12 protein-coding genes and 1 tRNA gene are annotated in these 19161 nt (G+C 46.4%); 8 read left to right on the top strand and 5 right to left on the bottom strand.

The window, feature by feature from the left end; genetic code table 11:
* Nucleotides 1-6: 6 nt before the first annotated feature.
* Nucleotides 7-1437, bottom strand: a complete 1431-nt coding sequence (locus SAPGRDRAFT_RS11125; RefSeq protein ID WP_002659356.1) for a c-type cytochrome — start codon at nucleotides 1435-1437, stop codon at nucleotides 7-9.
* 676 nt (nucleotides 1438-2113) lie between these two features.
* Here SAPGRDRAFT_RS11125 and SAPGRDRAFT_RS11120 point away from each other — a divergent pair.
* Nucleotides 2114-3865 carry a DUF4836 family protein gene (locus tag SAPGRDRAFT_RS11120; RefSeq protein ID WP_002659355.1) on the top strand — a complete coding sequence of 584 codons (1752 nt, stop codon included), beginning with the start codon at nucleotides 2114-2116 and terminating at the stop codon, nucleotides 3863-3865.
* Nucleotides 3865-4509 (top strand): class I SAM-dependent methyltransferase, encoded by a 645-nt coding sequence (locus SAPGRDRAFT_RS11115; RefSeq protein ID WP_002659354.1) that lies wholly within the window; start codon nucleotides 3865-3867, stop codon nucleotides 4507-4509. The genes SAPGRDRAFT_RS11120 and SAPGRDRAFT_RS11115 overlap by 1 nt, the downstream gene beginning before the upstream one ends.
* A 305-nt stretch (nucleotides 4510-4814) precedes the next feature.
* Here SAPGRDRAFT_RS11115 and SAPGRDRAFT_RS11110 read toward each other — a convergent pair whose 3' ends face one another.
* On the bottom strand, nucleotides 4815-9875 hold the full coding sequence (locus SAPGRDRAFT_RS11110; protein ID WP_253271312.1) for a translocation/assembly module TamB domain-containing protein: 5061 nt from the start codon (nucleotides 9873-9875) through the stop codon (nucleotides 4815-4817).
* Nucleotides 9876-11137: 1262 nt separating this feature from the next.
* On the opposite strand from SAPGRDRAFT_RS11110, the gene tsaD reads away from it, so the two are divergent.
* Complete coding sequence (tsaD, locus tag SAPGRDRAFT_RS11100) at nucleotides 11138-12142, top strand: tRNA (adenosine(37)-N6)-threonylcarbamoyltransferase complex transferase subunit TsaD (RefSeq protein ID WP_002659351.1); 1005 nt, start codon at nucleotides 11138-11140, stop codon at nucleotides 12140-12142.
* Nucleotides 12143-12180: 38 nt separating this feature from the next.
* Here tsaD and SAPGRDRAFT_RS11095 read toward each other — a convergent pair whose 3' ends face one another.
* A complete protein-coding gene (locus SAPGRDRAFT_RS11095; protein ID WP_002659350.1) occupies nucleotides 12181-12921 on the bottom strand; it encodes a dolichyl-phosphate beta-glucosyltransferase in 741 nt (246 codons plus the stop codon).
* Nucleotides 12894-13685: a class I SAM-dependent methyltransferase gene (locus SAPGRDRAFT_RS11090; protein ID WP_002659349.1), complete on the bottom strand. Its 792-nt coding sequence runs from the start codon at nucleotides 13683-13685 to the stop codon at nucleotides 12894-12896. Before SAPGRDRAFT_RS11090 ends, SAPGRDRAFT_RS11095 begins: the two co-directional genes overlap by 28 nt.
* 792 nt (nucleotides 13686-14477) lie before the next feature.
* Between SAPGRDRAFT_RS11090 and SAPGRDRAFT_RS11080 the strand changes: the two genes are divergently transcribed.
* Together SAPGRDRAFT_RS11080 and SAPGRDRAFT_RS11075 are read left to right on the top strand one after the other, a co-directional pair.
* Nucleotides 14478-16328, top strand: a complete 1851-nt coding sequence (locus tag SAPGRDRAFT_RS11080; protein WP_002659348.1) for a DNA topoisomerase IV subunit B — start codon at nucleotides 14478-14480, stop codon at nucleotides 16326-16328.
* A gap of 90 nt (nucleotides 16329-16418) precedes the next feature.
* Nucleotides 16419-16493: transfer RNA gene (locus SAPGRDRAFT_RS11075), tRNA-Val, on the top strand.
* 105 nt (nucleotides 16494-16598) lie between these two features.
* On the opposite strand, the gene SAPGRDRAFT_RS11070 is transcribed toward SAPGRDRAFT_RS11075, so the two are convergent.
* Entirely contained in the window at nucleotides 16599-17087 is a 489-nt protein-coding gene (locus SAPGRDRAFT_RS11070; RefSeq protein ID WP_002659347.1) for a hypothetical protein, read from the bottom strand.
* Between the two features lie 238 nt (nucleotides 17088-17325).
* On the opposite strand from SAPGRDRAFT_RS11070, the gene SAPGRDRAFT_RS11065 reads away from it, so the two are divergent.
* The 3 genes from SAPGRDRAFT_RS11065 to SAPGRDRAFT_RS11055 all read left to right on the top strand — a co-directional run bounded on the left by SAPGRDRAFT_RS11065 (nucleotide 17326) and on the right by SAPGRDRAFT_RS11055 (nucleotide 19125).
* Nucleotides 17326-17508 carry a transposase gene (locus tag SAPGRDRAFT_RS11065; RefSeq protein ID WP_051018626.1) on the top strand — a complete coding sequence of 61 codons (183 nt, stop codon included), beginning with the start codon at nucleotides 17326-17328 and terminating at the stop codon, nucleotides 17506-17508.
* A gap of 329 nt (nucleotides 17509-17837) precedes the next feature.
* Nucleotides 17838-18569 carry a YHYH protein gene (locus SAPGRDRAFT_RS11060; protein WP_253271311.1) on the top strand — a complete coding sequence of 244 codons (732 nt, stop codon included), beginning with the start codon at nucleotides 17838-17840 and terminating at the stop codon, nucleotides 18567-18569.
* 250 nt (nucleotides 18570-18819) lie between these two features.
* Nucleotides 18820-19125, top strand: coding sequence for a transposase (locus tag SAPGRDRAFT_RS11055; protein ID WP_002659345.1), 306 nt, complete (start codon nucleotides 18820-18822; stop codon nucleotides 19123-19125).
* Nucleotides 19126-19161 lie beyond the last annotated feature (36 nt).

Raw genomic sequence — 19161 nt, 5'->3', positions numbered from 1 at the left:
CTTATGCTAGTAGTGACACTTCTGACACTCAAGACCACCGATTTCCTCTACGGTTACGCCACCTTCTTGAATCTCTTTGTGGTACTCTTCGTACTGCTTGTAGTAATCGGCCTGATAGTAGGCGTTTTCGTCAAACTTCACCTTGGTCTGACGGTGACAGTTTACACACCATCCCATAGAAAGAGGAGCATGCTGTTTTACTACAGCCATTTCCTCTACAGCACCATGGCAATCCTGACACTCTACTTTACCCGCAGTTACGTGCTGAGAGTGATTAAAGTAAACATGATCGGGAAGGTTGTGAATACGAATCCAGCTTACCGGCTTAGTATTTACCAATTTGCTCTCTTCTGAAGTCTGGATAAACTGAGGTACAGCAGCCAATTGCGTTTTGATATCGCCTTCTGCCATGCCCTCATTAGAAGCTTTGAGCCATTTTTCATATACGGCCAAACGGCTTTCCAAGCTTACTGTATCGCTAAAGTAAGCGCCATATTCAGCTGTTTCCATAGAAATGGGGTTAAATCCAGTAGAAGCATAAATCTTCAAGATTTCTGCTGTTCCATGCTCTGGTCCTTTTTTCACTGCAGTGTGGCAGTTCATACAAGTGTTCATAGCAGGAATTACCGCATGCTTAGAGCGGCGAGCGCCATCATGGCAATACTGGCAATCGATGCCATTTTTGCCCGCATGCAAAGCATGAGAAAACTTAATAGGCTGCTCGGGTGCGTAGTTTTGCTGACGGCCCAAATTGATCGCATTGTTTACCGTAGTATAGCCACCAAAAATCACTAGAGCAAAAATCAACAAACGAACAATCGTAGGATTGAGCACAATTTGCAAAAATGATTTGTTAGCCACAGGCTCTCCACCTGTTTTCTGGGCAGCCAGACGGTTTAGGTTGTTGATGTAACGAGCCAAGAAGACCGTACTCAAAGCCAAAACAACGGCCAAGATGATCAAGATGATCCCCGTATTAGAGTTATCCTCTTTGGCAGGTCCTTCATTGCCTCCTTCTGCAACAGCCGTTACACAGGGAGGAGAATCACAACCAAACTCGTATTTGTTTTGGATGTAAACCAACATATCTAGAATGTCGGCATCTGTTAAAGCAGGGAAAGGCGTCATCACTGACCCCCACTTTTTGTACAAATCAGCGGCATACGCTTGAGACGCTGCTGAATTGTCTGCAATTAAACCCTGAGAGTTCCGAATCCAAGCATAAAGCTCTTCTTGCGGAAATTCGGCCCAACGGGCTTCCACATCGCCTAGGGCAGGACCAGTCGCATTGTCCTTCATGTTGGCGTTGTGACAAGAGGCACAGTTCGCCAAGAATAATTCCTTACCATGCTTGGCATCTTGCGCCTGCGCCCCTAACGAAAGGGCCAAAAACAGGAACGCAAGGGAAAAGTAGCGTACTAAGTTTTGATATATCATTTCTGTCAATTTTTTGTCAAAAAACCGCATTGTCGCTTTGTGCGCAAATTTACAATGTTGCTTAACATTTCCAAAATGTTTATAAAGAGTCCAAGTTATTTAGATATGGTCTAAATAACTAAGGGCATTAAGGTTTCGCTAACTGCCTTAGCAGCTACTTTTTATGGGGCTTTCCACTGAGTTCCCCCTATTTTCGTTAAACGGCCTTGGCCTTTATTTTTTTAAAATAAAGGCCAAAAACCATCTACAAAGCCTAAGTTCTTGCTCTTTTTCTATTTTTAGGCGCTGGCTAGGGCCCAAATAACGCCAAAGCGTTTTGATTTTCTTATACCTATATATAATAGCTGCAAAGCTAAACGGAATGCCTTAAGTTAATAGCAATTTTCAATTTGCTTCTAAGCTGCAATTTCTTAAAAAAAGCTTAAGGTTGCAAAAAAATATCCGAGCTTTATGAACAATTAGAACTAGTCTAACTTATTCTCTTCTTATTTTGGCCCCAGGCGCTGGCTTGGCCTAGCGATGTGCAGGGGTGGCCGAAGGCCAGACCGAGCTTTTGAGCGCAGCGAAAAAGCGAAGGGCCGAGCGAACAGCGAGCCCCGAAACGTAGCGCCTGCCGCAGGCAGGAGGCCCCAAAATCAAAAAAAATTATTCTTCATTATTATTTTAATCGCAACCCATGAAAAAAACTATCCTTTTTCTCTTCATCTGCCTAGCTCAAATTAGCTGGGCCCAGAGCAGTGAGCTCCTGCAATATATTAGTCAGGACGCTATGTATACCTTTGTTTTGCGCCCCCAAAACCTAAACGACAAGGCCAACTGGAGCGAAGTGCAGGAATACCCCGCCATTAAAGAGTTTTCTAGAGGCTTTGGGCCTGCTTTGGGCGCCAATGAGCCCGATTTTTTTAAAGACCTTTTCCAAAATCCCCAAAAGCTCGGGATCAACCTTGAGCAGAATAGCTACCTCTTGTTTAATAGTGAGATTAGTACGGATTATGGGACAGAAGTCGAAGCGCAGCTGATTGCCCCCCTAGCCGATGCCCAAAAGTTTGAGGCGGCTTGTCAGGCCCTATTTAAGGAGGAAGAGTTCAAAAACAAAAGCCAAAAAGATGGCTACAACTGGCTGCAAGTGCAGGGTTTTAGCTTGGCCTGGAACGCTAAGGTCTTGTTTATTTTTGCCTCTACTCCCGAAAATTTCTTTGCTCCCGAAAGCCAAGAGATGAACTACATGAAGCAGTTTGATATGTTTCAGCAGTGCATCAATATGGATAGCCAAGAGAGCCTAAACAACCTCAAGGTATATAATGACTGGGAGGCAACGGTCCGCGATATGGGTGCTTGGCTCAATTATGAGCGTTTTATGCAGCTGTATGCCCAAAGCGCTGAAGGCCTCAACCGCGAACTTGGCCGAGAAGCCGCTATGTTTATGCGAGAAATTATGCCTCTTATGCTCAGTATGTATGGCGATCTCTATGCGGGGATGGACCTCTCTCTAGAAAAAGGGAAAATTGTGGCCGAGTCTAAGTTTTATGGCAATCAGGATTACATTGACCTCTATAGCGATATTGCCAATAGTAAGGCCAATACCAAGGTGCTCAATTACCTCGATGGCCAAAATACTATCTTTTATACCTACACGCATTTTAGCCCTGAAGGCACTTATGAAGGCCTCAAGAAACTGGCCCAGAAAAAAGCCGGTCCCCAAAGTGATATCGTTGACCGCCTCTTCAAGTTTATGGAAATCTTTATTGATGAAAAAGCCAGCTTCAATTTCCTAAAAGGCGACCTTTTCATTGCCTTTAATGGCCTGTCTATGCAAAAGTATATAGATAAGGATTATGTCTATAACGAAGAAAGTGACAATTATGAAATGGTAGAGCGGGAAGTAGAAAAGCCCCTCCCCAATTTTGTAGTGGGTGCTTCTTATGGCAACAAAAAAGATATCCTCAACCTGATCGAGATTGTAGAGATTCTAGGCTTTGCCACAAAAATCAAAAGCAATAAGTACGAAATTAGCCTGCCCCAAAGCCCTAAGTTCTATTTGGTCCTAGATGGCAATCTACTCCTCTTTGGTAGCGATAAAGATCGCCTGGTTAATGGCAAGAAGTATAAGAAAATGGATAGCAAGCATAAGGCTTACCTGAAAAATGATAACCAAACCATTTTCTTCTCTCCCGAAAATGCCATCGCCCTAGTAGAGCGCGTCAATACCCTCAAACCCAATACTTTTTCTGAGCGCGAACTCAAGGAAATGAAACGCTTTGCCAAAGGCCTCCAAGATATGAGCGTACATACCTATAAGCCCAAGGCCAACGCCCCTTATATTCGCCAAGAAATGATCTGGGATCTAGAAAACAAAGAGGAAAATGCCCTAAATACCTTCTTCCGCTTTGTCAATGAGCTCTATCTTTCTACTCAAAAAGGCATGTAATGAGCATTCGCTGGAAAATTGCACAGGCCGCCGAAATCCGCTGGTGGCAAGGGTATTTGGCCAAAAAACAAGCCGCTGATTATCTAAATTGGAAACAGAACTACTGGAGCAATTTTCTCCAAGATCTCCAAACCGATTTTCCCCTGCAGCTCCATGGCCCTATCCTAGACGCTGGGGCGGGGCCCGCAGGCATTTTTTGCCTGCTGCAAGAGGATGCTGCCATCACGGCTGTCGATCCGCTTTTTAATCAATATGAAGCCAAACTCCCCCATTTCCAAAGGAATGATTACCCCAATACGGAATTCATTAACCAAACTTTGGAGGAGTTTGTACGGCCCAAGCAGTTTTCTAGCATCTTTTGCCTCAATGCCATTAATCATGTGCAAAATTGGGAGCGCTGCCTGCAAAATCTAATCGATTCTCTGGCCCCCGGCGGCCAATTGATTTTGTCTACGGATGTTCATCGCCACCCCTGGCTTTACCCCATTTTTAAGGCCCTGCCCGGCGATATTCTTCACCCACAACAACATCAACTGCAGCATTATTTGCAGGCCCTTCAGGCCTTTTCACCCAGCCGTTTAGAACATAAACGCCTAAAACGAGAAGCCATTTTTGATTATGTGGTGTTCTTTTTTCAAAAATAACTAAATGATAAAAGCCTCAGCTAATTTTTAGCTGGGGCTTCTTTTTTGGGGCCTCCCGCCTGCGGCGGGCGCTACGTTCCAGGGCTCGCAGGTCTGCTCGGCCCTTCGCTGGCTTCGCCAGCTCGGTCTGGCCTGACGGCCACCCTTGCACATCGCTAGGCCGCTCATCCTGCGGCCCTGCTTTTGGCATTCGGCTTCGGCCCACCCTTGCACATCAGTTACTCCCTTTGGTCGTCGAAGACGCCCTAAAGGGCTTGTTGTGACCGCTCATCCTGCGGCCCTGCTTTTGGCATTCGGCTTCGGCCCTATGATGGGCCCAACATTCTATCTTCTTGCGCTTTCTTTTTCTTGGCTTTCTTGGCTTTTCGGGCCGCCGTTTTTTTCTGGATATTGCTCTTGATTTCTTGAAACAGTTGCTCAAAGGAATCAAATTCCCGATTATAAGATAGCCCCACCCCCGTACGCACCACTGGCCCAAAAAGACTGGTTTCACTCTTATTATATACCCGCACTTTGAGGTTACCCGACTTACTCACCGAGTACTCCACCATAAAGTCGCCACCAATGTAGTTACTACTCGAACCATTTAAATTTTCTTCATTGTTAAAGTCCAAATTGGTCCCAATACTTACCCGCAATTTATCCTTAAAGTAGTATTGGTCCAATTGCACATTGAGCTGAGAACCCGCCGTGCTGTTATTGTCCAATTGGTTTTCCTGCAAACGATAATCAAAGTCAAAGTCTACACTAGAAATGACATCTACATCCTCCACCACCTCCGATAACAAGCTGTTGATCTGCCGCGAAAACTGCTGCGTGACCAATTCACTCAAGGTATTAAAGCTAGAGGCCGCCAAGTTTACATTGGCCCCAGAGTTTTCCTCTGGCAAAAACTGATTGAGGGCAATCAAACCAAAGACCTGACGATTCAATTTGTTTTCATCTTGCTGAATGGCCCGCAAAGCTAGCTTGGCCAAGGTGCCCACTCTCCCCTCTACCGTTTCATTGAGCTCCAAACCAAATTTAATATCCGGCTTCATCAAAGAGCCCGTCATGTACATGTTCACCTGCACATCTACAGGCTTGTTGGCCGCCGAGCGAATGGTCGCATTCTGCAATTCTTCCTGATAAGACAATAGAAGGTTGTACAACCTAGAAGATTGCTTATACTTGGCCTTCATGTTGATGTCAGCATTATAAGGATCTCCCGACCAGCGTATGGTCCCGCCTTTTTCTACCTCAAATTTTTTGTTAATGAGGTTCCTGTAGGTAAACAAATAGTCTCCAGCAGTAATCGTATACAAACCTCGCAGGTCCAATTCCCCCGTTCGACTATAACGGATCTGTAGGTCGCCCTCTCCCCTACCCTCAATAATATCTCCCGCCTTTTCATCAATGATAATACGAGCAATGCCATCTGGAGTGGCATGTATGTCCATCTCTATGTCAATTCCACCACTACTCCTCACCACCTTTTTATCCTGCGCTTCCAATGAATCGGGATTCGCCTGCGCTATCTTGTCCACAAAGGTCAAAAAGTCTACCGCCTGCGTAATTTCTACCGGGTCCATCAAGGGCAAAAAGAGTTTGCTCTTCTCGTTGTTTCGGCCCTTGTTGGTGGCCGCTTCTACTTTTAGACTCATATTGGTAAATAAACCCGAAAAGCTAGCAATCCCCGTCCCATAGACCTTTCCATAAAAAGGCATATCACTGCCCGGCCCCGTATTCAAACTCAGGTTGTTGTCAAAGACGATGTCCATGTCTATCCCCCACTTATTGAGCTGTTGATGCGTAATGCCTCCGCCCAAATAACCGGTGTTCCCTTCTTGGTCTATAATAGGGACTCCACCCGAGATATAATAGACCGCCGCCTCGCTGATTCGTATGGGCAAACAACTCGAACAGTCGGCATCTCGGCCCAATATCTTTAATTTAGGCGCAAAGTATAGGCCATTATCCTCCAACAAGAGCCGCCCCTTGGGCATCCGATAACGGCTGTTCAAGAAGATGACAGAGGTGGCCAAATCTTCTATATCGGCTGCTCCAGATAGAGTCAAATTACCTTTCTCTTGCTTAATTGTCCCCCGCGCAGAGGCCAAGCCCGTTGTATTTTCTACAATACCCGCCATGAAATACTCTAAGATCCGCCCCTTGGCGTTTTTAAGGGCAAAGTTTACTTCTAAGTCATTTTTCTTATCCTCATCTTCTGTCGCAAAGGCTGGCAAAAAACTAAAGTCAGCATTGATACTGTCTACCAAAGGCCCAGCATGCTCTAAATAACCTGTCAATGGACTTTTCAAGCTATCAGCTCCTATCCGCAGATGCAGATTTTCCCAATTATCTCCATTTACATGAAATTTCCGAAAGTCAAAGTCAGCCAATAAGCCCTCTTGCTTAAAAACATCTTTAATTCTAATTTCTGCATCCAACTCCCCCGCCAAATCAAAGAGGTTGATGCGGACCAAATCATATAGCCAGGCCACATCTATATGGGCCAAGTTGGCCTTTAGGCCCTTGTTGCCATAGCTTTCTACCGCCAAGCGTTGATAAGCAGCACTATCTTGCAAAACTAAGTTAGATACATCTAAGGTCTGCTCCCCAAAGTCAAAGCGAATGTAGTTGCTGCCATCTACCTGCCAGCTTTTATCCAATAAGGTCAAACCCGAGTTATTCAAGCTCGATTGTAAGGCTTTTTCCTCAAAGGTCAACCGACCGTTTAGCTCTACATCAGATGCCAATTTGGCCACTTCGCTTAGCTGTATGTTGTAGTCTATCGTATCCCCCTTCCCTCGCAAACGAACCTTGGGCGTGGGCAACTTAGCCGTATCGTTGAGCTGCATATATTGTAAGCCGGTCTGAATCTCAAATGTGGTGTCTCGCCCCCGAGCAAATAAGCTGTTTTCCCGCATCTCAAAACCAGCCCAACGAAAACGCCCCAATTCGCCATTTAGATAAAAAGAATCGGCCGGACTGTCATAGTCCAACTGCAAACTTAAGCCTTCTAAAGCCTCTAGATTAGGATGCAATAGCTGTAAGAGGTGGTTGCTGTCATTAACCCAAACGCTTAGATGCACCTCCTGATTTGGTAGGCTAAACAGACTGCTGTCTTGCTGCAGACTGTCTTGCATTTGCTGCAAAGCTAAAGAGTCTTTGGCCTTTGCCAAATTAAAGTTGCGCAGATAGTTGGGGTAGTTGTTTTGTACAAAGGCATAAAGAGATTTAGGCAGATTGACCTCATCGTAGTTGCCCAATAGGTCCACTTGCCCAAAGTTGCTTCTAAACCGTAGGTATCTACTGCTGTCTATTCTTTCTTGGCCCAAACTATCTCGGCCCAGCAGCAGGCTATCGCCTGCTTGCAGCTTTATTTCTGGCAAATAGTATTGCCCCCAGCTTCTATCTATACCAATGTCTTCCAAACTAATGTCCCCCGAGAAGTTCTCTAGTTTGTTCCCCTCGGTCTGTATCTTAATGCGCTCTATGCCCAAACGAAAAGTATCGCTGAGCAATTTGGTTTTGTAAAAATCAATGAGCTGAATCTGCCCAAAAAGCTCAATTTTGGGCAGACTGTCTTTCAAATTAGCCGAGCAATAAAGGTCCAAATCAAAGTTGGGGTCCTGAGAGGCCAAAAGTCCCGCAAAAGCATAGGGCTCTAGCATCCCCTCTAAACGAATGGTGTCATAGGAGTAGTCATTATAGACCATCCGATTGATATTGGCCTTGTTAATTTTAGCGTCCATGCTGTTCAAGCTGGTCCCACTCCCCTTTAAGTCAAAATCTGCATCCAAGGCCGTGAGCTTGGAAATCCCAATCAAACTCCCCAAATTGAAGTTCTTAAACTGTAGTTCACCATCATAGCTCGCTCGCTCCAAACCTCTAGACAGGTCCATTTTTAAGGCCGCATTAAGCTGACCTAAGGTACTCATTAGCTGCCCATTGGCCACAAAGGCCCCATTAAAGTTCCCTTCATAACTTCCCTGAAAACTCATGGCCGCCAAGGCCTGCATTTGCTTCGGTAAGGACAAAAAACTAAACATAGAGAAGATGTCATCGGTATGCGTCCGCAAATCAGCCGGCTCCATCCGCATGTATTGCTCAAAGGGCCTAAATTCTAGCTGCCCCTCAAAATGCGTTTGCTCTATATCTAAGTTGGCATTGCGCACAAAGAAGTGCTCTACCGGCCCCTCAAAATCAAAATCTCCCCTAATCCAACGCCCCTTATTTTGCTCAAATAATGGAATCTTATATAAGCTAGGCGCAAAGGTCATGACATCCCGAAACAATACCACGGCATTCCGCCCCTTGGCCCGCATGTCTACCTGATGCACAAAGTCATAAAAGGCAGAAAATTCTGGATAATGGAAGATTAACTCATGCCCCAATACCGAATTCGGGGTCTGTAGTTTAAAGTTTTTTAAATGCGAGCCGGTCGGACAAACCATTAGCTCGCCCCGCAAACTATCTAGCTGAAACCCTCGGGCTTCTTTGGCCGATAATTGCAAGACCTGCGCCTGCAAACTGTCATTGCGCAAACTCAAATCATCTAAAAAAAAGTTGGCCGGATCAATCTGCAAATCAGAAAAGTCTAAGGGCAACTCTGGCCGAATGCCCGTCCGCTCATTCAATAAACTAAACTCAAAATGATTGAAACGCAGCTTGTCCGCATATACGGTCCATTTAGGCTGCACATAACTAGAGCTGTCATTGGGGTTGGGATCTGCTGGCATAGGACTGCCCTCAAAAATCCGTATAGCCACCCTAGCCGAATCCAAAAAAAGAGAATCACAATCTACTAGCTGAGTAATCAAATCACTGTTCTGCGCATACAAGCGCCCATTAGGCGCAAATACCTTAACCGAACTACCCGCTATCTCATCCAACATATGAAAGTCTATGCTGTCTAACTGCACTTTCCGAATATCTAGGGCAATTGGCCGCTTGCGCTTTTTCTTTTTCTTCTTTTTGTCTCCCGCCAAATAATAAAGGATAAACTGCAAATTATATTGCCGCTCGCCTTTGGGCCGATGATAGTAAAATTGCCCCTTGGCCAAATGCACTTCCTCCACAATCAATCGCCGACGCACCAAGGCCGAAAGATCCAAATAAGCATCCAATCGACGCGCAAACAAAAGAGTGTCCCCATGCTGGTCCTCTACATAAAAATCCTCAAAGTGAGCCTCATTAAATAGCTGTATGTCTACGGTCCCAATCTCTACCCGACAATCCAATTCCTCCGATAGATAATCCGCCATCCAATCGGCCAAAGCATTTTGTACCGCCGGAATCTTAAATAACATCCAAAACAAAAATACTAAGATGACGGTCCCATTCACTAGACGACTGCCTAATGTCCACAGCTTTCTTAGCAAGGAACGCCATGCTGGCGCTACGGCTACTGGAGAGGGCTGTACCTGCGGGGTATCCGGATTCCTCTGGGATTTTGCGATGGCTAACTAAATTTTATGCAAATATAAGGATCTCCTTTTAAAAGACAGGGCCTTAATCTCTGCTTGACTACCTTTTATACGTAGACGAATTCCCTAGGGCATAGTTTGTTCTCGCTTCTTAAGTTTTTTTTATTTTTTTTTAGGGGCTGCCCCGCCCTGCGGGCGGGTCGGGCTGTGTCGGGGCTCGCTGTTCGCTCGGCCCTGCGCTTTTTCGCTGCGCTCAAAAGCTGGGTCTGCGGCTTCGCCGCCCCCCTATCCATCCCTCAGCCGCGGGCCTTCGGCCCTTTCTAGACGAATTTCTGCTTTATGCGCCTAGAGAGATGCTCTAGGCGCTTATTGGTCCAAGCCGGCAGCTAAACGCTAGTTTAGCCCCCTGCGGATAATACAAATACAGCCCAAACAGCCGCATCTTGTTTATTTGCAGTTGCTGAATGGGGAGAAACAGTTGTTTAGCCTTAATCTGCAGTTGCAAAACGTCTCTGGCGTGGCGCCAGAGCTAATCTGCAGTTGCAAAACAGCTCTGAACGATGCCCAGAGCTAATCTGCAGTTGCAAAACAGCTCTGAACGATGCCCGGAGCTAATTTGCAGTTGCAAAACAGCTCTGAACGATGCCCGGAGCTAATTTGCAGTTGCAAAACAGCTCTAAACGATGCCCAGAGCTAATCTGCAGTTGCAAAACAGCTCTGAACGATGCCCGGAGCTAATTTGCAGTTGCAAAACAGCTCTAAACGATGCCCAGAGCTAATTTGCAGTTGCAAAACAGCTCTGAACGATGCCCGGAGCTAATCTGCAGTTTACAAACGCCTCTGGGCATATCTATAATCTCCTATCTTTTTTTTCTGGCCTTAGCCTACTACAGTTTAGGGATAGGCGCTTAGCATCGAAATATGAGAGATGATTGTATTTTTGGCCCAAATATCCTGCGGGCCTAAAGGCCTGCTGGGCCGAGAGATAGCAGGCGGCTTTGCCGCCTTGGCCGAAGGCCAAACGGCCTAGCGATGTGCAGCAGTGGCGCAAAGCGCCAGACCAAGGCGGCAAAGCCGCCGCAGGGCCGAGCGAATAGCGAGCTGCGAAACGTAGCGCCGACGACCAAAGGGAGGCGGAGGCCCCAAAAAATCAAAAAAGCGCTACAGATTCCTTGAAAGTTCTTAATTTTGCGGACAGATCACAAAACAAAGCGAGCATGTCACTACCTTATATATTAGCTATAGAATCTTCTTGCGATGATACGGCCGCGGCGGTCATGCAGGGCCCCAAAGTACTCTCCAATTGTAGAGCCAGCCAAACTGTGCATGAGGCTTATGGAGGGGTGGTGCCTGAATTGGCCTCTAGGGCGCATCAGGCGCATATTGTGCCGGTTGTACAGGCGGCATTGAAAGAGGCCGGTATTGTTCAGGAGCAGCTATCGGCGGTGGCTTTTACTCGGGGGCCGGGCCTGATGGGTGCCCTTTTGGTGGGGGTATCTTTTGCCAAGGGATTGGCATTGGCCCTAGACATTCCCTTGATTGCCGTGAACCATGTGCAGGCCCATGTGATGGCCCATTTGATTGATGCTCCCCAGCCTAAATTTCCCTTTTTATGCTTGACCGTATCGGGTGGGCATACTCAGATTGTAGAAGTTCGGGCGCCTTTAAGCATGAACATTTTGGGCGAAAGCATAGATGATGCGGCAGGAGAAGCCTTTGATAAGATTGGGAAAATACTGGGTTTGGGTTATCCTGCTGGGCCCAAAATTGACCAATTGGCCAAGGAAGGGCGGGCCATTTATCAGTTTACGGAGCCTCGGGTAGAGGGCCTAAACTTTAGCTTTAGTGGACTAAAGACCAATGTTTTGCAGTTCATTCAGAAAAAGCTCAGAGAAAACCCTCAATTTTTGGAAGAAGAGCAACTCAACCTAGTCGCTTCGGTTCAAGAGCGGATTGTGAGCATCTTGATGAATAAATTGAAGAAAGCGATCAAGCAGACCGGCATCAAAGAAGTGGCGATAGCCGGGGGCGTCTCTGCCAATTCTGCTTTGCGGCAGGCTTTAGCCGAGGCAGGGCAAAAAAGGGGTTGGGCTACCTATATTCCCGACTTTCAGTACTGCACCGACAATGCCGGCATGATTGGGATCACCGCCTATTACCAGTATTTGGCGGGCGAGTTTGTACAGCAGGATACCGTTCCTTTGGCTCGTTGGAGCTACTAAAAACAAAAGGCTGTTGGAGTGTATCCAACAGCCTTTTCCTATTTAAAATAGTGTCTATAGATTCGGAAAAGCTCCCAGGGGGCTTTCAGAAAGGTCGTCGCTTTAATTTTAGAGCCGCCCACCTCTTTCCATTTTCTCAGGGGTTGTTCGTAGGCCAGCTCATTGATGGGGAGCTTGGGGCCTTTAGTAATCAGGCGGGCAAAGAGTTCTACATCAAAGAACCAAGCAGAGATGAACAGGTCCTCAAAGAGGGTTTCTACGGCTTGGCGGCGGAACAACTTAGCGCCACATTGGCTATCATAGATCGAGATCCCGAGTAGAATTGACACCACCGTAGCGAAAATGCGTCCGAGATAGTGTCGGATAGGTTTTCGTTCAATTTGGCTGCCCAATCGGCGCACCCTAGATCCGGCGGCGATCCAGCAGTTGGCGTTTTTTTCTAGGCCTTGGGCCAGGCATTCAATTTCGGATAAAGGCGTGGCTAGGTCGGCATCAAAAAAGCCAATATATTGGGCATCGGAGAGCAGCAGTGCCTCCAGCATTCCTTGTCGGACCGCCTCGGCTTTTCCGCTATTTTTGGGCAGCTCAAGGGCTAGGGCTCCTTCTTCTTCCTGGGCAAAAGCCGAAAGCATACTCCAAGTATCATCTTGGCTTCCATCATTGACAAAAAGGAACTGCAGATTAGGCCAGCGGGCCAGAACAGCACGAAACTCATCCAAGGCCAGGCGTTCGGCCTCGTTGTAACAGGGAACTACAATGAGGCAGCTTTGGGGGAGCATATTACATAATTTGAGAGGCCGGGTAGTTTAAGGCCCATACTTTTAAAAAACTGGCCAAAGCGGTAATCGGCTAGCAAGACATTCTTAATCAGTTGGGTTTTAAAATTGCCTGCAGACCATTCGACCAAGCCGGTAGTATCTTCCAATTCGCCTTTTTGGGCTTGTTTATTCTCCTTCCAGACCTGCAATTGGCGGGGCAAGAGCAGAGAGCTAAAAAAGTAGCCAATATCATGTACCTCTAGGCCTACTTTTTCTACTGTTTCGCGCAAACTTTGGTTATCGTATCTGCGGTAATGCAGTAAATAGCGGTCGTGCGAGCAAAAGAGTGATTGGAAAGCGGGGACCGTAATAAAGAAATAGGTTTTCTCATTGATAGCGGGAAAGCTTTGGAGCCACTGCAGAAAGCCTAGGTCATCCTCAATATGTTCGATCACATCCATCAGGTAAATGAGGTCCACCTGTTGTACGCCCTGAATATCGTCTACGGCCTTAAAAATTTCTACATTGGGTTGCGACATTTCTGCCCGATAATGGGCCAGCAATTCGGGCGTAAAGGCAATATCAATTGCTTTTAGTTGCGATTGGGGCAGCTCTGCGGCTAGGCGTTCTACAAAATAGGTATCGCCGCAGCCGACATCCCAAATTTGTTTAGGCATTTGGCCCTTAAAGGTCTTCTTGAGCAAAGAGCGCATCACTTCATAACGGGCCAGTTCCCAGGGGTGGCGTTGTTCGCTCTTCTTTGATTTCGATTCGATTAAATCCACGAAATAACAGTTTGATAGATAAATAATGACAAAGCAAATAAGCTATCCTTAAAGACTTAACTAATAGGGATTTAAAAAAACCTTAAGACTTGCATAAAATGGGGGGCAGAGCGCTATTTGCTAATTCTAAACCTAAGATAAGAAACTTTATATAACTCTTGGTTCTTTTTGCGGCTTTAAGCAAAGCTATACCTTTTTGTTTTAATTTAGAGTTGAAAATTACAATTATTTGTTTTATTTTTAGGGGCTGCCGCTACGCCCTTCGGTTGTCGAACTGGCGCCCCTTTGGGGCTGGTTGTCCCTACGGTCGGGTCGGGCTGTGTCGCAGCTCGCAGGTCTGCTCGGCCCTGCAGGCAGGCTTTGCCTGCCTTTGGTCTGGCCCTTTGGGCCACTGCTATCCATCCCTCAGCCGATAAAAGTGGGGATTCCCCCACTGAAAATAAGGGCTTCGCTTCGCGATCTGCTAGCGATCCGGATTCTTTATCTTTTGGGGGAGTTGCTGGGGAGAGGGAGCGGCTAGTTCAGCGGCTTTTAAGCCGCCAAATGGCCGAAGGCCAAAGGCCTAGCGATGTGCAGCAGAGGCGCGAAGCGCCTGGCCTAGCGATGCGACAGGGTGGCGCGCAGCGCCAGACCGAGCCAGCGAAGCTGGCGAAGGGCCGAGCAGACCTGCGAGCCCTAAAGCGTAGCGCCCGCAGCTTGCTGCGGGAGGCCCCAAAACATCTTGGAGGAGGAAAGGCAAAAAAGCCTGCAAAACTCGGGGAAGAATTTTAATTTTGTGGAAATTAAGCGAAAATGGCAAAACAAGTAAAATATGATGAGCAGGCGATCCGCTCTTTAGATTGGAAAGAGCACATACGGATGCGGCCTGGGATGTACATTGGAAAATTGGGGAATGGAAACAGCCCTGACGATGGAATATATGTATTGGTCAAGGAGGTTTTAGACAACTCTTTGGATGAGTTCATGATGGGGGCTGGAAAGAAGATTGAGGTCAAAGTCATGGGTGATGGTCGGGTTTCTATTCGGGATTATGGTCGGGGGATTCCCTTGGGCAAAGTGGTAGATTGTGTATCGAAGATCAATACGGGGGGGAAATATGACTCTCGGGTATTTCAGAAATCTGTGGGCTTGAATGGTGTGGGGACCAAGGCGGTAAATGCCTTATCTTCTTACTTTAAGGTGCAGGCATTTCGGGAAGGCAGGACCAAAATTGCGGAATTTGCCACTGGAGAGCTGACTAAAGAGTGGGAAGAGGCCAGAGAGGAGCCTAATGGCACTTATGTAGAATTTGTACCTGATGAGAACATCTTCAAGCAATATAAATTCAATTTGGAGTACATTGAGGACCGAATTTGGGATTATGTATATCTCAATCGGGGCTTGAATATTTATTTGAACGGCCAGCGTTACTACTCTAAAAACGGTTTATTTGATCTTTTGAGTAATCGGGTAGATGTGGAGAAACTGCGTTATCCGATAGTGCATTTGATGGGAGAAGACATAGAGATTGCTTTTTCTCATGGGAACAACTATGGGGAGCAATACGTAAGCTTTGTGAATGGGCAGAACACCACACAGGGGGGAACGCATTTGAATGCTTTTCGGACTGCCTTGGTCAAGACCATTCGAGACTTTTATGGCAAAAGCTATGATGCCACGGACATACGGACGGCCATTGTGGCGGCGGTATCGGTTCGGGTGATGGAGCCTGTATTTGAGTCGCAGACCAAGACCAAATTGGGGTCTACGCATGTGGCGCCAGATGGGCCATCTATGAATAGCTTTGTTGCGGACTTTTTGCGGCATAAGCTGGACAACTACCTACATAAGAATCCGGAGGTGGCTAAATCCTTACAAAAGCGCATCATTCAATCGGAGCGGGAGCGCAAAGAGATTGCTGGCATTCGGAAGTTAGCGAACAGCAAGGCCAAAAAGGCCAGTTTGCACAACAAAAAGCTGCGGGATTGTCGGGCGCATTACAACAGCAAGCACAAGCGGGCGCAAGACAGCATGATCTTCATTACCGAGGGGGACTCGGCTAGTGGGTCTATTACCAAATCTAGGGATGTGCAGACCCAGGCGGTATTCTCTTTGCGCGGAAAGCCATTGAACTGTTATCGTTTGACCAAGAAAGTGGTCTATCAGAATGATGAATTCAACTTACTGCAGCATGCCTTAAACATTGAGGACGGATTGGATGAACTGCGTTACAACAAGGTCATCATTGCCACCGATGCCGATGTGGATGGGATGCACATTCGTTTATTGTTATTGACCTTTTTCTTGCAATTTTTCCCGGAATTGGTTTCTAATGGTCATTTATACATCCTGGAGACGCCTTTATTTCGGGTGCGCAACAAGAAAAAGACCTTCTATTGTTATTCGGAAGAAGAGAAGCAGGCGGCCATGAAAAAACTGGGTCGAGATGTGGAGGTCACACGATTTAAGGGATTGGGAGAAATCTCGCCGGATGAATTCAAGCAATTCATTGGGGATGACATTCGCTTAGAGCCGGTGCGTTTATCTGCTTCTACGGATTTGGAGCAGCTGCTTAGTTATTATATGGGGAAAAACACCCCTCAGCGTCAGCGTTTTATTATAGACAACCTTCGGTTGGAGCTAGATGCCTTGGCCGAAAATTAAAAAAGAAGAAAAAAAGCGGGCTAGAGTTTTGGAAAAAAGCGGGCCCTGCTTTACATTTGTATCCGCTCGGAGAAAAGAGCGGATATATATCGGGGCGTAGCTCAGTTGGTTTAGAGCACTACCTTGACAGGGTAGGGGTCACTGGTTCGAATCCAGTCGTCTCGACGGTGGAAAAAAAAGCAGATGCGAGAGCATCTGCTTTTTTTTGTGGGTGGGGGTAGCCAGTTTATATCTATAAATAAAACGTCTATCCTACAGACAACTCCTCCCCTACCAACAGAACTTACACCTTCTTCTCCCTAGGGCTCTGGCCTTAGCTTCTGAGATGCGGCTGACGCCATGGGTGCAGCGATTGAGGCCTCGGCAATATCCTTTATGGTAGGTATAGGCATTTTTGCTATTGCAGATGAGGTAATTGCCGCTATTGCTTTCTTTTTGGCTAAGCCAGTAACTGAGGTTATGGCTTTGTCCATTTTGATTAAGGTATAACTTTTTGGCGATTAGGGGGCGGCTAAAGGGCTGGCCTTTTTTATTTTGGCCAATAAGGTAAAAAGTAAATCCACAGCTAGCATCAAATTGATAGTTAATTTCATCTAGTGAAACCTCTAGATATCCGGCTTCTTCTAGCCAGAGAATCTGTTCATGTTCTGCGAGTAGGCCTAAGAGCTGTTCTGCTTGGGTTTGGCTGAAGCAGTCTTGGGCAGAAAGAGGGCTTAAGCTGCTAATAAATAGTAATAATAGGGTAAATAGCAATCTCATTTAAGTAAGCTTAGGGTTAAAGTTATTAAAAGCTAGCTGTTTAAAAGGAGCGAAGCGAGGCGGCTGAGGGATGGATAAGGGGGCGGCGAAGCCGCAGACCAAAGGCTTTTGAAGCGAAGCGAAAGAGCCTGCAGGGCCGAGCAGACCTGCGAGCCCTGACACAGCCCGACCCGCCTGCAGGGCGGGGCAGCCCCAAAAAAGAGGCAGAAAAACAGCGAATTATTGCTAAGTTATTAGCTTGATTGAAAAAACGAGACGGAAATTCACAAAAGAATTTAAACAGAAGGTAGCTCATGAGGCCATAAGGGGAGGAATGACGCAGCTTGAGCTTGCTAAAAAAATTGATATTCATCCGAGGGTGTTGGGGAAATGGAAGAGAAAAGATGACCCTTTTTATTCCTATAGAGATGATTTTATGTAGTAGAGCTGGAGAAAGGGATAATTTTGTGGCTAGAGCTATAGCTAACAAGCACATATTTTTAATCTGCGTCATTAAACGCATTAAGATTGAGGAGGTCCTAAGCTGAAACCTCCTTTATGTATAGTAAAAAACAACTTATTTTTTTAGTTACAGTTAGCTACTTGCTTTTTGCTTGTAATCCAGTAGAATACAAGCAAAAAGGTAAAGTGGTCAAAGTAGATCCGAGTCATTTTATAACAGACAACCTTCTAGCTGAAATAGAAGAAAAAGTAGTTAAGCTTGATGGGATTGAGACCAACTGCTATCTGATTAAATCTAGATCGAGAGCGGTGGAGCATCCAATGGGGCCTTGGTGTCCTACCCACTTATCTGATGGGGCGGATAAAGGCGGGATTTGGTTTAAGGATGGGAAAGTGTATGATGTTACGGGTGAATTCATTGCACATTTGGATGAATTTTATGATGATGACGACTGGAAACTTTACCGAGAAGACAGCAGCATCAATGTAACAAATACCTTAGAGGGTTGCCTAGGGGCGGCCAAGCCCAATGTAGAAAAAGCCTATCAGAATCATTGTGTAGAGTGTCTACCCGAATACTTTGAGGATCAGAGTACGACCTTTATCATCCCTATTAGCCCAATTTACGCCAGTCGTCCCTCTAATTCTAGGCATAAAGCTCTTGGTTTAGCCTTTAATGGGGTAAAATTTGATCCACCTGCCCCAGAGAATGCAATTTTATCTGCTCATACCTTGGCTCCATTAGATGATCATGGCGGGCATGTCAATCCGCATGGTGGTTATCATTATCATGCGGTAAGGGGTTCTATAAAAGAGATCAAACAAGAAGATGGTCATGCGCCTATGATTGGCTATGCTCTTGATGGTTTTGGCATATATGCTCAATTAGATGAGGCGGGAAAGCCTTCAGAAGATTTAGATGAATGTGGTGGGCACTTTGATGAACTAAGAGGGTATCATTACCATGCTGGTCCTGCTGGTGGCAATCAAATTATAAAGTGCTTACATGGTTTAGTTGGCGAACAAATAACCAAGGAATAATTTTCTAGGGCCAAAAGCCATATATCAAAGGAGCGAAGCGAGGCGGCTGAGGGATGGATAAGGGGGCGGCGAAGCCGCAGACCCAAGGCTTTTGAAGCGAAGCGAAAAAGCCTGCAGGGCCGAGCAGACCTGCGAGCCCTGACACAGCCCGACCCGCCCGCAGGGCGGGGCAGCCCCAAAAAAGAGGCAGAAAAACAGAGAATTGTTGCTAAGTTCTTAGTTTTGTTGCAGACAGCAAAAAAGCAATGAGATGAGACAATTTTCTAGAGAACAAAAAAAGCAGGCTTTGGCTGAGCGGGAAGCGGGTCTTAGTTTGAATGAGATTTGCCAGAAGTATCGGATTAGCCGCAAGACCTTTTTGAAATGGAAGGAAGAGGAGCGGCTGGCCAATTTGGAGCGGGTGCCAAAGGCAGAATATGATGCTTTGTGGCTGCAGCACCAGGTTCTTCGTCAGCAATATCGGGAATTGAAAGAGAATGTAGCTATTGCGACGGCCCAACTGGAGGCCCGCAGAGAGTTATTGGCCCGTTTGCTGCCCAAGGGAGAAGAGCAGTAATCATTTTGGCCAATTTAAAACAGAAAAAGCCCGATC

The sequence above is a fragment of the Saprospira grandis DSM 2844 genome, assembly GCF_000275825.1.
Classification (GTDB): Bacteria; Bacteroidota; Bacteroidia; order Chitinophagales; family Saprospiraceae; genus Saprospira; species Saprospira grandis_A.
The sequence above is the reverse complement of the archived record's forward strand: the minus strand, read 5'-3'. Positions and strand labels throughout refer to the sequence as shown.